Consider the following 13,351-nt stretch of genomic DNA (forward strand, 5'->3'; position numbering starts at 1 on the left):
GTGGCGCGCTGCAGAATGCAACGTGTGCCCGATAATCCCCGAGCAGTTGTTGAGACGAACTATGCTTATTTGATCCTTCCTTCTTGAGGCGGTGAACATGCAAAAGTTATGGATGCGCTACTCGGAATTACTCGACAAGGATCTCAATGCCAAGATCTTCGACAATTTCAAAAATATGGTTCTATGCGCGCTTCTGTTTGCAGCGGGTACGAACGCTTTGCAAAGTGATCACAAGATTTTTATGAGCATCACTGCCACCAACCTGGCTGGGTGGGGAGTGATCACCGTATCTGGATTACTGATGCTCCTGAACCTCAGTGATGGCATTCGCCGCCTAGCCCAACTCCGCTACCACCTCGCCTTTCAGCTTTTGATAGTGCTCGTCTATATAATAATTTCCGCACGGGTTGTGGAGATGGTCTGGAGCTTCCGCGCGTAACGGATGGAACTTTCCCAGTCCTGAGCGTTGACAAGCAGTGCGTCGACTCACAGGTTTAGCCACTATATTTTATAATATTACGCATTTTTCTAACCGTTCTATATTGGCTCACCTCAGTATTCATCGGCTTTTGGACGAGTAATATTCATGGCGAATTATGACAACCTAGTCATCTGTGAGCATTGTGACTGTGTGTATGACAAGGTTACTCTCGTCAACTATCAAACTTCCTATTGTTCGCGTTGCGATGGCGTGCTTCAGCGCTTTAACGGTCTGTCGGTGGAGCAGCGTTTAGCGTTGACCTTTACTGCTGCGGTGCTGTGGATTTTCGCCAATTTCTATCCGGTCATGAGCATCAACCTGCAAGGCCTGAAAAGCAGCGCCACGTTATGGGATTCGGTACTGGCACTCAGCGTAGGGCCGATCACGTTCATCGCGTTGGTGGCGGCGATTGCCATCATCATCGCACCAGTTTTTCAGCTGCTTTTATTAATGTGGGTCTTGAGTTTCGCACTTGCGAACAGACGTTCGCCGGCGTTTAAGTCGTGTATGCGCTGGCTGGAAACCCTTCGTCCCTGGAGCATGCTGGAAGTCTGTCTGCTGGGGGCGATGGTGGCGGTGTTCAAACTCGCAGGATTACTCGATGTGCTGCCAGGTATCGGCCTGTTTGCCCTGGCGGTCCTAAGCCTGATGATGATCCGTCTTGCCGGGCGCGATATCCGTGATCTGTGGGGCATCCTATGAATACGCCACCGACAGCCAGCGAACTCAACCTCTGCTTGTGTCACACCTGCGGCCTGGCTTGTGACTTGAGCAATCGTGCACATCAATGCGAACGATGTGACGCTCCGCTGCACTACCGAAAAATCAATTCTCTAACCCGAACCTGGGCATACCTGCTGGCGTCGCTGGTGTTTTATATCCCCGCCAATCTGCTGCCGGTGATGAATACCACCATGCTCGGCTCCGGAGCCGACAGCACCATCATGAGCGGTGTGCTGGAGTTCTGGCAGCACGGTGCCTGGGACATTGCCTTAATTATTTTCATTGCCAGCATCGCCGTGCCAGGTATCAAGTTCGTCGCCCTGACGTTGCTGCTGGTTACCGTGCAGCGCAACAGCCAATGGGCGCGCAAGGAACGATCAAAACTTTACCGTTTCGTCGAGCTGATCGGCTATTGGTCGATGCTGGACGTGATTGTCGTCGCGCTGGTGGCAGCATTGGTGAAATTCCAAGCGCTGGGCGATATCGAGCCGCGCGTGGGCATTCTATTTTTTGGCCTTGTGGTGATATTCACCATGCTGTCGGCGATGAGTTTCGATCCACGCCTGATCTGGGATACCCCACAAAACAAGGAGCAAATGGATGACGCTGAAAGCCACTGACGGGCCGAAACTCCCGGGCAAAGCCCCCATCAAAACCCGACGCTTCAGTGTATCGCTGGTGTGGATCGTTCCGATCGTTGCGGTGCTCGTGGGGATCTCGCTGGTGGTGCACAGCTTGATGCAGGAAGGACCGACCATCACTCTGAACTTCAAGACCGGCAGTGGTCTGACGGCTAACAAAACCGTGGTCAAGTACCGCAACGTGGTGATCGGAACAGTGTCCGACGTGGAATTGAGCGACGACCAGAAGAGTGTCAACGCCACCATCAAACTGGTCAAACAAGCGGAAAGTTTTACCCGCGAAGATTCGCAATTCTGGGTCGTGCGACCGCGTATCGGAGCTGGCGGCGTCTCGGGCATCGATACCCTGCTCTCCGGTGACTACATCGGTGCGGATATTGGCCAGTCGAGCGCCCGGGCGAAAAAGTTTACCGGCCTGGAAAACCCGCCGCCGATTACCTATGGCGAGCCGGGCAAACGCTTCACCCTGCGCACCCAGAACCTGGGATCTGTGGACATCGGTTCGCCGGTTTATTACCGCAAAATCCCTGTTGGCCAGGTGGTCGCCTATGCCTTGGACGCCGATGGTAAAGGGGTGAATATCGAAGTGTTTATCCACGCCCCGAATGATGCCTACGTCACCGAAAACACTCGATTCTGGAATGCCAGCGGGATCGACGTGAACGTGGGCGCAAACGGGTTTGCGGTGAAGACCGAGTCGCTGTCGTCATTGCTGGTGGGGGGCATCGCCTTCCGTGCTCCGGAATACAGCCCAAACGACCAACCTGCCGGAGAGGAAAAAGCCTTTGACCTGTTCGAAGACCAGCAAACCGCCCTCGCTCCGCCCAGCGGCAAGGCGCAGTACTTGAGTTTGCGTTTTGATCAGTCCTTGCGCGGACTTAAGGTCGATGCGCCAGTGGAGTTTCTCGGCATTGAATTTGGAAAAGTAGTATCGGTCAACCTCGATTTCGACGTGAAAAAGCGCAGCTTTCCGGTCAATGTCGGCATAGTGATCTACCCGCAACGCCTAGGTCAGGCCCACCTTAAAATGCTTGAGGCCTTAAAGCACGACCCCAATGACGAAGCTGCTGGCATCAAGCTGATAGGTACCTTCATCGAAAACGGCCTGCGCGCACAGGCCCGCAGCGGAAACCTGTTGACCGGCCAGCTGTACATCGCTCTCGACTTCTACCCAAAAGCGGAAAAGGTCGTGTTCGACTCGACTGCCCGCCCTGCCACCATCCCAACCATTCCTGGCAGCTTGGAGCAGTTGCAGGAAAAACTGGAAAGCATGGTCAACAAGATCAATCAGTTGCCCATCGAGCGAATCGCCGGGAACCTCGATAGCAACCTCGTCGAACTGCGTAAGGGGTTGACTCAATTCAACGCAAAAACCCTCCCCAGTGTGCAAACCACCTTGGCGGACGTCAGCAAAACCCTGCAATCGGCCAGTTCGACCTTGGCCGAAGACTCGCCGCAACGGGAACAGTTGACCCAGACCCTCGACGAACTCGGCCGAATGTCGCGCTCCTTGCGAGAACTCTCAGATTACCTCGGCAGGCATCCGGAATCGCTGCTACGCGGTCGTCCCGATAATGCCCCGCCGATGGATTTAAAGGCGCCACCGCGTAACTGACCATAGGAGCAACATTCATGTTTTTGCCACTAAAGATCAGCCTGTTAACAGCGTTGCTGCTGCTCGCGGCTTGCCGCAGTGACCCGATTCAATTTCACACCCTGATGCCAGCTCATCTGAGCGGCAACTCAAGGTCAGGCGCAGCGGATATCCAAATTGTAGGCATTAGCGTGCCGCCCCAGGTTGATCGTCCGCAGATCGTTATCCGGCAGGGAAACAGTGGCCTTGCGATTCTGGAAACCCAATGGTGGGCGGCGAGTCTAGTCGATGAATTGCGCAGTGCGCTGGTTGGTCAATTGACTAACAGTACGCCCAGCCGCAAGTTTTCGGTGCGACTGGACGTGCAGCGCTTTGACTCGATACCTGACCAGTACGCCTTGCTAGACGTGAAATGGCGCTTGCGTACAACAGGCGACAACGATTATTCGCTGATGACATGCCGAACGACCCTTCGTTCGCCAGCTGGACCTACCATCGATGACTTGGTAATGGCCCACCAAAACAACGTAAAGCGCCTGGCCGCCATAATCAGTGAGGCTTCCGGCAGAACATCTACCGACTGCCCCCTCGAGCGGTAAAAAATCTTTTAAAGCAGCTAACGACTGACGGATGGATTTAAACGGGCGGTCAGGTTCAATGTTTATCGACCTGCCCGTTGCTCTGCTCAACGGCTAGATATGGAGGCAATCTCGATAGGTTGCGGGGTCCAATTTGCAACCGATGCGAAGCATTTACGATCTCGGCGATTAGATGGGGTGGATATCTACTGTCACTAGCGAAGTCCCTAGATCCGATGTCGATTCATTGACGTGGGCCGCGCCCAGCACTGTTACGGCAGCGAACGTAACTAGCGCGCAGATTGGTATCTGTTTCATACCATTCCTTTGAATTTTGAGGGGTGATAATCTTATTTCTGGCGAAGCGGTGATTCAGCTTATTGACCTTCGACACTATAGTAAGAGTCCTAGACAATGTCCGCTTTTGGCCGGTAGTTGCCTTTCGTAACAGGCAACTACCGGCTATAAGTAGTTACTCCCATTTTCGTGGACTGCTTGATGGTATCGTTTCTGTCTGCCACGAGGGGTTGAAATCTGCCAAGAGCTGGTCTTCGAGGGTACTTATTAAATCAGCGGCGATTCAACATTTTCAATCAATACTGCTTTTTTGCGCTGGCTATACGCCGGTACCTACGCAACTCCCGATAAGCGCTGCGGATATCCAGAAAAAATATCTCTGCGCTGCGCCAGAGCAGCATCCACACCGTAACGGTAAATACTGCCACCGGGATGGTGCTTTCAATGCCTAGAGCATTGCCTATCAGCCCCACCGCCAGTGCCAGGCCCAGGAGTATCAGCGCTTCCAACTGTAGGATGAGAATATCCCCTCTGACTTGCTCGCTCTTTTCTGCAAAGGTATTGCTGATAGCTTGCTGTAGGCGTTCTCGCTCATTTTCGGGGCAACTGATCTGCAGGCACAGTTTGGGGTAGTACCAGGCACTATCCAACAGGTAGTCAGCCAGCTCCGGGCTTAGTTTGGGTGCGTCCGGCGAGGCAAATGGATTGAGGTAATCATGGGTGATCGTCAAATCGATTTTTTTGAGCATTACGAACTTTGGCCTGGTTGAGTTGTGGTCGGAGGCTTCAGTGATCCAAATAAAGCTAGTCCAAGATAGCTGTTCTGCTTTGTTGGCATTCACTCGCGCTGTTGTAGGAGCGGATTTATTCGTAATGCGTTGGCTGAATGTGCACCTCGACTGCCTCCATCAACGCTGATTGTTATCGTTCTCTGCCAGGATTTGCGCGGAGTTGGCATTGGCCAGATTTATGCGCTCGGTTTGGTAGGCAGCTTCCTTGTCGGCCAGCTGCTGGCTGTAGGCGTTGGCCTGCCACGCCCGTGCGGCCCACGCGCTGCCCGCCATAAGGATTAGGCCCACCAGCAGCACCCCGCCCCACTTCACCGCATCGATCTTCACGCCAATACCTTAAGCGCACGGGCATACAGCACCTGCCGATCGGTCGCGTCATTCTGGCCACCATTGATACGTTGGGTGATCTTGTCAAACTGGCCAGCGTCGGCAAGGGTGTTTAGCCCCTTGGTGGCCCAAAACCATGCCGCTGACATGCAAGCATGTTGTGGCTTTTCCAGCAGCTCGGGCTGCTTGAGCAGATCCAGTGCCAGCGCTTCACCGCAGGTCATGTAGTTGGCCCGGCCGGTGATCTGGATCAGGCCACGGCCGCGATACGCAACGCAAACGCCATACCGTGGAAGGCCTGAAGGCAATCAGAGAGGTGGCCCCACCCTGGCTGCGCAACGCCATCGACTTGGCACTGATCACTGCTCAGCGGCGCTCAGACATTCTGGACATGCGCTTTGATGGCGTTCGGGATGGGTTCCTGTACCTGGTACAAAAGAAGACAGCCAAGGCCAGTGATACAGCGTGGATTCGTTTCAAGGTGACTGACGAACTGCAGACCGTCATAACCCGCTGCCAGGACAACATCGCCTCCCCTTTCCTGATTCATCGCAAACCGCAACGACTGCTGCAGAAGCAAGCGCAGACTAAAGAGCACTGGACGAAGGTCGAGGATCGTTTTCTAACGCGCTCTTTTAAAGAGGCGCGGGAACTTGCTGGCTGTTATGCAGAATGGAAAGAAGAGGAAATGCCGGGCTTTCACGAAGTGCGAGCGCTGTCGCTGCACCTGTACAAAAGAGCCGGTAAAGATGGCCAATCCATCGCGGGACATGCCAGCGAGACCATGACCAAGAACTACCAGAAAGACCACGCCGATGTAATCTGGTCGGATGCGATTCCAGACCTGAATATCAGCGAAATTACCGGTTAGTTTTGCGCCCATTTTGCGCAAGGCAGAAACGAGAAAGGGAATCAAAGGCCTAAACCCTTGATTCCCTAACAGAATATGGTCGGGACGGAGTGATTCGAACACTCGACCCCTAGCACCCCATGCTCCCTCGTAAAATATAGTAAGCTGTTGTAAATAAAGAAAAAATACAATTTTTTTATGAAGGCAAAATGTACTGCGATTCGTGCGTAGGCAAACGGTAAACTGGGGCCTGCAGGTTAGGTTTTGCGCAGATTATCGCTCATCACAATGCGACCCTTGCGGGGCCATTCTGTCGTGTGATCAACGCTGAGGACTGGGGGTTTTAGCCTCTGTCGACAGATCGGTCCGATCCAGGGTTGATCTGTCAGTGTATAAACATGGCCGATACGTAAGATACCGAACTCCAGAGTCTGTTGAAGTCTACGGTTTTCAAGTTCAGCGTCCCCAGAAAAAGACTGATCATTCGCTCGCGATTAAATTGAAGCCCTCCCTCTCACCATCAAGTCATTTTCGTAGACAGAATCATGGCGCATAGCCATTATTACGTTTTTTTCTCAATGAAGATCTTCACTCAATGAAAAATTTACTTCTTCTGTTTCTGATGAGCGTTGTCATAACCGGCTGCTCCAGCCGTAAAGACTTTTACGCTACGGGCGGTAGCCGTGCAGATGGCTCAATTGACATGGCTTACGATTTCAAACCTTTTGAAACGCCAATCGTTGATCCCGCCCAGGCTGAATCCATCGCAAACAAGAAATGTGCGGTATGGGGATATGAGCGAGCCGAACCCTTCGGTGGACAAACCCAAAATTGTCAGGTTCGTGATGGCTGGGGGAACTGTACTGCTGGCCAGATGATTATCAAGTATCAATGTATTGGAAACATCACTCCAGCAAACCAGACAACAACCTCTGAGCTCGCTACGACTCCTATAGGAATGTTGACTCCTGCTCAGTACAAAGAATCTCGTCTAAAAGCGTTGATGGGTAAGAACCTTCCATACACAGAGTATCAAAAACAATACCAAGCTATTATGGCCGAATGAACCGCCCCTATTTTTTGTAGACGCTGAGTGACTGTTCTTGGCCAATTACTGCCTATCATGAAGGGCTGCTACCGGCCAAAAGCAGTCGCTCGACGGAGTCCTTGTCTTGAGCGATTCGCCTGTTGTAAGTACTAAGTAAAAAGCCACCACACTTAATCAAAATGTAGGGGCATTCTTTGGCGAACGTATATCTCTGAGCGCCATCGACGCTGATTACATCCAGAGCCAAATGGCGCAGGCAGCAATGAGCAAGGTCGACACAATAATTACGATAACAGAACCGCGCTTTCCGCCTTGCAGTGTCTCTCCCACCCCCATATCCATGATCAGGTGCCGGACGCCCGCCACCAAATGATAGATCAAAGCTGAATACAGCACCCACGCGATCAGCTTGCCAAGCGGCGATAACAGCATGCCTTTGATCTCGTTGAAACCTTCTTCTGAGCTCAATGACTTGCCCAATGCGTAAAGCATCACGAACAGGCACAAGAAAAGCAGGATCCCGGACAGACGATGCAGGATCGAGGTGAGTGCCGTGACAGGGTATTTCATTGAACCCAAGTCGAGATTGACTGGCCGCTTCTTGTTCATCTTCACTCCAAATCTGTAATTTCACGTCAGGCCAAACACTGTCAGCTGACAGCGCGGTCGGTTGGCAAGGGCTTAGGCATGCCAGCGTTGGATTCTAAACTAAACCGCACGGTCTAGTTTAGCTTTTGGTACGAAGCTGACGACCGATGGACTAGGATAGGCAAACTTTTGAACGAGACCGCTTATGCGAACGAAATCCGAGGCACGCCGATCAGCGATCTTAATGGCCGCCGGGCAGGTTTTTCATGACCAAGGATTTGAGGGCGCTTCCATGGCTCAAATTGCAATGAGTCTCGGCTGCTCTAAAGCAACACTCTATGCGTATTTTGAATCCAAAGAGGTCCTGTTTTACGAAGTGCTGATGACGGCGGCAGGGTCGCAAATGCGCGAAACGTTTAATGCCATTGAGAACCTGTCACTGCCAATTCGTGACGCTCTTCAGATCTTGGGGGAACAAATTATTTCTTTGCTTTACTCAGAAGAGGTTATGGCTGTCCGCCGGTTACTTTTGTCCGCAGCTGGCCGCAAAGCAGGATTGGGCAAAGCTTGCTATGAAGCCGGACCAGCACAATTTTTAGAGGCGACATCGCTTTTACTCAAGCATTACATGGACACAGGGAAACTTCGCCAATCTGATTCACGGGTCGCAGCTTTACACTTGCGCGCACTGCTGGAGTCCGAATGGATTGACCTATTCCTGTTTTCCACCATGCAGGGTTTCGACCAGGCCTTCTGTAAAGAAACGGCTACCAGAGCGACAGATGCATTTTTAGCCGCGTACAGCCCAACGCAGTGATCCCCCTCTAGCAGCTCTGCTTGGCCAACGATAGCCCATTCCGACGTTAACAGAAGCAGGCGAAATACAGCATAGGGCCGGTTTCAATCTATCTCCAAGGTCCGCTATGGGTCGATAGCAGTCACTCGTAAACGTCAGCTTTCTACCCGTCGTAGCTAACACTTGCTATTTAATAACGCTTTTGAGTGATCAGATCAAAACGGTGCCAGTTGAGTGGGCCTGAGGGCGTTTGAGTCATTATTTGCGTCTCGCGAAGAAGATTTACTTCCAGCTCCTCGCACATCCGACGGATGTCTAGCTCGGAGTGGAAGGTCAAGTGAGTAAACGTCGACCAGCCATGCTGGGGACCAAAAAAATGCCCGACAAAAACTCCCCCTGGTTCCAGCGCATGCAGAACCTGATCCCAGAGTTGCTTAAAACTTTTCGGCCGACAAAAAGGCAAGGCCAATCCGGCATGGATCAGGTTTGATCTAGGTAGTGCAGGCAAACATTCAAAATCCGAGAGGCAGGTAGTCAGCATTCCTGCATTCCCCCCTGAGCAGTTTGCTATCGTACGAGTAATTGCCTCTGGCTCATTATCGACAGCTAAGACGTCCCAGCCCGACTGCATAAGCTGCTGTGCTTCCTTTCCTGCACCGCACCCCAAATCTACTGCCTGGCGAGCAACTGACAAATTACCAGCAAGGTTTATCGCTCGGGCTAACAGAAGGGATGGGCCTCGACGCTCGGCCTCATCATAAAAAGCGTCCCAGCTAGTCACGGATAAAACATCATCATTTCTTGAAATTGTTGCCAATCAGTTTTCATTCGAACTCCTTTTCATTGTTTTCTTGCAGCAGGATACGTTAAGCGTTTTTCTGTGGACAGGTGAAAGGCAGCTTATGGCCGATATCAGCTTGTCGAGAAGAGCTGCTTTCGGCTAAATCCAGCTGTTAGATCACCACTGTCCAATACCACATTTCCAATCTCCAGAAACAGAAACAGAAACAGAAACAGAAACAGAAAAGCCCAGCGAACCGGGCTTTCTTAAATCTAGAGTTGCTTATTCAGCAGTTTTCAGTTTGATCACATCGCCGGAGACGGTGGTGGTGTAGCCGTTTAGGATCCAAGCCCAGAACCACTTTTCCTGCACTTGAGTATTGATCAGCGCATCGCCACCTTTGCTCTGGATTGCAGAGGTTTGCGCCCGAACAAAACGGTTGTTCTGACCAATCGGTATTAGACCGAAAAGCATCAGGCCCGTAGCGCTTGCCTCACTGTGGCCAACGACGGTGTACTGGTTGCTGTCGTATTGATGAGTCTTCATAGCGGTGCCGGTGCAACCCGCAAGGACCAAACCACATACAGCAGAAGCGAGGATTTTACTAAAGATCTTCACGGTGTTATTCCATGGAATAGAGCCCGAATCCAATTATCGGGCGGCGACACTTTACCCGAAGGGAGCGAACTTTCGACACCTATGACCCACCCCTTTGTTATCGCTAACGTTCATCTATCGAAAAAACCCAAAGCACAATACGAGCTAACGATCCATTGCCGCGCCTAGTAGCGTCCATTCAAAATGGGGTACTTCAGGGAACAGGTAAAAATCTGGCGGGCAATCGGAGTTCTCGAAGAAATTAATTCTGCAATAATACGTTTTTGCCTTTAATCCTTCTCTTTGTAAGTTGCCTCAGACAGCCGTTACCCTAGGTGCAGCCCGCTGTCGTTGGCAAGCAGTGCCCTGACCCACAAATCGCGCGCTGCCTTGATCGCACGGATCTCCAGTACTCTGCCGCTGATTATTGGTAATACAAACACTCAAAGGATGAACTCATGAACAGGACGCTCTGTGTCGCATTGAGCCTTACGATTATTGCTTCATCATTAACTGCGTGCTCCACACCTTCGAACAAGGCGCAAATCAGCGGACCGCTCGTCTATGGATATACCTTGCATAAGCCGCTCTCCAGCGAAGAACTCAACACGCTCACCAAAACTGGCTACGAGACATTCCAGGGAGCCAGGGTATTCCAACGCGATGATGGGTATGGCGGAGAAATCAACGTTTATCTGGATAGCCTAAATCGCCCCGGCGTGATCAACAAGGATAGCCACGTATTCGCCAGCGAGGACGAATGTGAATCCCACCTCAAGGCGCAGATGAAGAACCTGCAACAAGACATCGACAGCTATAACAGTACAATCGACCAGTTGGTAAGAGAAGATGACAAAGCGAGAGGACGCTATGTCAGCGTTAGTCAACAACCATGCCTCGTTCGCCATGGTGACCAGGCCGGGCACTATCGTTATACCCTGAGTGTTTCCAAGCGTGAGAAGCCTGCCTCCTCGACATCAGAGTTGGGAAAGAAAATCGACGAGGCTTATACGGGAGCCTTGGTCACAGTGTTCGTGGTTGTGCTGGCGCCGTTCGCACTGATTGGCGCGGTAATTAGCAAGGCGATCGATTGAAATAAGCCTGAGACTAAAGTCAGCTATTGGGCGAAAACAGACAATCACGAACTTACTCCGAGGACAGTAAAGCAATTCGATATCAGCACCGAACTGAATGGATGAATCGTGCCATCTCACCCGATGTTGCATGGCGCCTGCGTGAGTCCCGCCCCCAATCACAGCAGCAACGCTGCTACCCGTGCCTGGGCAGCATCATCCAAGATCATGTACAAGCTTTCAATCTCACCCGGCTTAAGCACTTTGAGCACCTCCAGCGCTTCGACGAAGCCTTGCGCCTGTTCGCTGGCCAGACGCAGCTGCAGGGTATTGGCGCTACGCTCAATGGCAGTCAGGCGGCGGCTCAAGATTTCTAGAACCTCGTGTGGCATTTTTATCGCGGCAAACGGATCGTGTTCATTACCGTAATGGCAGCTCATTCGGGCAATACTCCGTATGGGCCGCCCAGTGCAGCCGCGTCATACGCAAAAAAGGGCACATGTTTAGCGGGTATCCCCCCATCGCTGGCCACAGCTGTTAACCAGCCCCATAGCCGTGTCACACAGCGGATATGTTGTTGAGCCACTTCCTGCATTAGATCCAGCAACTGGGCCTCAAGGTCTCGGGTGTAATGCTTAACAACTCGGGCTTTAAGTCCAGGGCAATGCGTTCTGCCAGTTCAGCGGTAGAGGGGGACAGTGTGCGTAGGTCACGCAAGCTGCGCTCATGAGACAGCGTGATGGGTAACGGCATGATGGGATTTTCCTGTGCCGAGTCAGTGGCCCACAGTGTGTAAAACTAGTAGCCGTTAGTGTGGTAGACCAGTACTGCGGGGGCTGGTTTCCTCGGGTACAAAAAATGCCCCCACGCTCGGCTTGAGTGCGAGGCTTTTTTGACATAAGCGGCGTTATTCGCACTGCTAATGCCTATCAATCAGCGTGTACGGAAAGCCACTACCAAACACCTAAGACGGAGGCACCACAAATTTCCTTAGCCTTACCCTCCTGAGTTTGATTAGAATGATGGCACATTGACTTCAAATAACAATGGATTGTCCCATTCGGGATTTCTTACGCTCATAGAGATATTAGAAATGATGATGTTAAAACGCTGCTTGGTGCTTTCTACTTTTGCCGCTATCGCTGGCTGCCAATCAACCGGTGAGGAGTATCAAGCAGATGTATTTGACGCCACTCAGGTAAACACTCAACAGGAAGCTAAAACCGTAAAAATCATTACTATTTCGCCGAGTAAAATCAAAGTCAGCAATGAGAAAAATAAGAATGCAGCCATGATGGCTGGAGGGGTGCTGGGGCTTATCGGTGGTGCTGCGCTGGGCAATACAAAAAACACTGACACGGCCCTAGTTGGCGGTGTCGCCGGTGGCGCTGCAGGTGCCATGGCTGGATCGATGGTCAATAGCACCACCTTAGTGCCAGGCGTACTGATTGGTTATTCCGAAAACGGTAAGATTTTCACTTCTGCTCAGGTCGGTCGCCCTTGTGAGTTTAAAGTTGGCGAAATATCTCTGATGGTAATGACGCTCTCCAACGAAACACGTATCCAGCCGAATGCGACCTGTCCAGAACCGAAGAAAAGCTAAGGGGCCAGATATGAAATATATTGCTCTGGGCTCCGTCCTAGCACTGCTAACCATGCCTGCATTGGCTAACCAATTCGATAACCTGCACCAAATCGAACAGCAAACCAAACAGGCTGAAGCGGCCTCTGAAGCGGAACGTAGTCGCCAAGCCACAGCCGAACGGGCCCGGGCCGAAGCGCGCAGTGCTGCGGAGCGTCGGCAACGTGCAGTAGCGCAACAAGCAGCGCAACAAAAGGCCTCTGAACTGCGCAAGACACAAGAGATCGAGCATAAGCGCGTTCAAACTCGGGAAGAAAGCTTCGAAGACGAGCAACGAGCACTGGATCTAGAAGAACGCCGCCTAGCAATACAAGCCAAGCGAGCTCGTGCTGCACGAACAAACGATTACATCGATGCAGAACTACGTAATGACGCGGCACGTACCGATGTGATCCAAGCTGAAGCTGACTCTGCACGCAATATGACTTCCGGCGCCAAGTCTCTACTGGAAGATGCCGGAAAAGCTGAGGTCAATCGCTCCAGCCGCTTATTTGGCAAGTAATCTTCCTAACTACCGCCCCGGACCAAGGTCCGGGACACCTGC

General features: G+C 51.9%; 17 protein-coding genes and 3 pseudogenes. 12 read left to right on the plus strand and 8 right to left on the minus strand.

Going from position 1 to position 13,351, the window contains the following annotated elements:
• Window positions 1-97 precede the first annotated feature (97 nt).
• From U5A05_RS15325 to U5A05_RS15345, 5 genes are all read left to right on the plus strand, one after another.
• Window positions 98-439, plus strand: a complete 342-nt coding sequence (locus U5A05_RS15325) for a hypothetical protein (RefSeq protein WP_261738736.1) — start codon at window positions 98-100, stop codon at window positions 437-439.
• 147 nt (window positions 440-586) lie between these two features.
• Window positions 587-1,183: a paraquat-inducible protein A gene (locus U5A05_RS15330; protein ID WP_261738737.1), complete on the plus strand. Its 597-nt coding sequence runs from the start codon at window positions 587-589 to the stop codon at window positions 1,181-1,183.
• Entirely contained in the window at window positions 1,180-1,824 is a 645-nt protein-coding gene (locus U5A05_RS15335) for a paraquat-inducible protein A (RefSeq protein ID WP_261738738.1), read from the plus strand. Before U5A05_RS15330 ends, U5A05_RS15335 begins: the two co-directional genes overlap by 4 nt.
• The gene (locus tag U5A05_RS15340; RefSeq protein ID WP_321833754.1) at window positions 1,805-3,460 is read left to right on the plus strand and encodes a PqiB family protein; all 1,656 of its coding nucleotides are present in this window, start codon (window positions 1,805-1,807) and stop codon (window positions 3,458-3,460) included. The genes U5A05_RS15335 and U5A05_RS15340 overlap by 20 nt, the downstream gene beginning before the upstream one ends.
• Before the next feature lie 17 nt (window positions 3,461-3,477).
• The gene (locus U5A05_RS15345; protein ID WP_321833755.1) at window positions 3,478-4,038 is read left to right on the plus strand and encodes a PqiC family protein; all 561 of its coding nucleotides are present in this window, start codon (window positions 3,478-3,480) and stop codon (window positions 4,036-4,038) included.
• A 572-nt stretch (window positions 4,039-4,610) separates the two neighbouring features.
• On the opposite strand, the gene U5A05_RS15350 is transcribed toward U5A05_RS15345, so the two are convergent.
• From U5A05_RS15350 to U5A05_RS15360, 3 genes and pseudogenes are all read right to left on the minus strand, one after another.
• Window positions 4,611-5,063 (minus strand): hypothetical protein, encoded by a 453-nt coding sequence (locus U5A05_RS15350; RefSeq protein WP_321836523.1) that lies wholly within the window; start codon window positions 5,061-5,063, stop codon window positions 4,611-4,613.
• Window positions 5,064-5,222: 159 nt separating this feature from the next.
• On the minus strand, window positions 5,223-5,432 hold the full coding sequence (locus U5A05_RS15355) for a hypothetical protein (protein ID WP_321833756.1): 210 nt from the start codon (window positions 5,430-5,432) through the stop codon (window positions 5,223-5,225).
• A pseudogene (locus U5A05_RS15360) lies at window positions 5,429-5,701 on the minus strand (glycoside hydrolase family 19 protein); the annotation flags it as partial. The pseudogene U5A05_RS15360 and the gene U5A05_RS15355, both read right to left, overlap by 4 nt.
• A gap of 2 nt (window positions 5,702-5,703) precedes the next feature.
• Between U5A05_RS15360 and U5A05_RS15365 the strand changes: the two are divergent.
• The 3 genes and pseudogenes from U5A05_RS15365 to yecR form a co-directional block, all read left to right on the plus strand.
• A pseudogene (locus U5A05_RS15365) lies at window positions 5,704-6,303 on the plus strand (tyrosine-type recombinase/integrase); the annotation flags it as partial.
• A 251-nt stretch (window positions 6,304-6,554) separates the two neighbouring features.
• Window positions 6,555-6,629, plus strand: a pseudogene (locus U5A05_RS15370) (cysteine hydrolase); the annotation flags it as partial.
• A 248-nt stretch (window positions 6,630-6,877) separates the two neighbouring features.
• Window positions 6,878-7,348, plus strand: coding sequence for a YecR family lipoprotein (gene yecR / locus U5A05_RS15375; protein WP_321833757.1), 471 nt, complete (start codon window positions 6,878-6,880; stop codon window positions 7,346-7,348).
• Between the two features lie 213 nt (window positions 7,349-7,561).
• Here the strand turns inward: yecR and sdhC are convergent, their stop codons facing one another.
• The gene (gene sdhC, locus U5A05_RS15380) at window positions 7,562-7,939 is read right to left on the minus strand and encodes a succinate dehydrogenase, cytochrome b556 subunit (RefSeq protein WP_321833759.1); all 378 of its coding nucleotides are present in this window, start codon (window positions 7,937-7,939) and stop codon (window positions 7,562-7,564) included.
• Window positions 7,940-8,123: 184 nt separating this feature from the next.
• On the opposite strand from sdhC, the gene U5A05_RS15385 reads away from it, so the two are divergent.
• Window positions 8,124-8,735, plus strand: coding sequence for a TetR/AcrR family transcriptional regulator (locus U5A05_RS15385; RefSeq protein WP_321833761.1), 612 nt, complete (start codon window positions 8,124-8,126; stop codon window positions 8,733-8,735).
• A gap of 169 nt (window positions 8,736-8,904) precedes the next feature.
• On the opposite strand, the gene U5A05_RS15390 is transcribed toward U5A05_RS15385, so the two are convergent.
• Window positions 8,905-9,531 (minus strand): class I SAM-dependent methyltransferase, encoded by a 627-nt coding sequence (locus U5A05_RS15390; protein WP_321833762.1) that lies wholly within the window; start codon window positions 9,529-9,531, stop codon window positions 8,905-8,907.
• Between the two features lie 246 nt (window positions 9,532-9,777).
• A complete protein-coding gene (locus U5A05_RS15395; RefSeq protein WP_321833764.1) occupies window positions 9,778-10,113 on the minus strand; it encodes a hypothetical protein in 336 nt (111 codons plus the stop codon).
• 437 nt (window positions 10,114-10,550) lie between these two features.
• Between U5A05_RS15395 and U5A05_RS15400 the strand changes: the two genes are divergently transcribed.
• Complete coding sequence (locus tag U5A05_RS15400; RefSeq protein ID WP_321833765.1) at window positions 10,551-11,186, plus strand: hypothetical protein; 636 nt, start codon at window positions 10,551-10,553, stop codon at window positions 11,184-11,186.
• A gap of 158 nt (window positions 11,187-11,344) precedes the next feature.
• On the opposite strand, the gene U5A05_RS15405 is transcribed toward U5A05_RS15400, so the two are convergent.
• Together U5A05_RS15405 and U5A05_RS15410 are read right to left on the minus strand one after the other, a co-directional pair.
• Window positions 11,345-11,605: a hypothetical protein gene (locus U5A05_RS15405; RefSeq protein WP_321833766.1), complete on the minus strand. Its 261-nt coding sequence runs from the start codon at window positions 11,603-11,605 to the stop codon at window positions 11,345-11,347.
• Window positions 11,606-11,759: 154 nt separating this feature from the next.
• Window positions 11,760-11,918: a hypothetical protein gene (locus U5A05_RS15410; protein WP_321833767.1), complete on the minus strand. Its 159-nt coding sequence runs from the start codon at window positions 11,916-11,918 to the stop codon at window positions 11,760-11,762.
• 277 nt (window positions 11,919-12,195) lie between these two features.
• Here U5A05_RS15410 and U5A05_RS15415 point away from each other — a divergent pair, with 277 nt between their 5' ends.
• Window positions 12,196-12,768 carry a hypothetical protein gene (locus U5A05_RS15415; protein ID WP_321833768.1) on the plus strand — a complete coding sequence of 191 codons (573 nt, stop codon included), beginning with the start codon at window positions 12,196-12,198 and terminating at the stop codon, window positions 12,766-12,768.
• Between the two features lie 10 nt (window positions 12,769-12,778).
• Window positions 12,779-13,309, plus strand: a complete 531-nt coding sequence (locus U5A05_RS15420; protein WP_133077999.1) for a DUF5384 family protein — start codon at window positions 12,779-12,781, stop codon at window positions 13,307-13,309.
• Window positions 13,310-13,351: the final 42 nt, after the last annotated feature.

It is taken from the genome of Pseudomonas kulmbachensis (assembly GCF_963681935.1).
In the GTDB taxonomy this organism is placed as follows: Bacteria; Pseudomonadota; Gammaproteobacteria; order Pseudomonadales; family Pseudomonadaceae; genus Aquipseudomonas; species Aquipseudomonas kulmbachensis.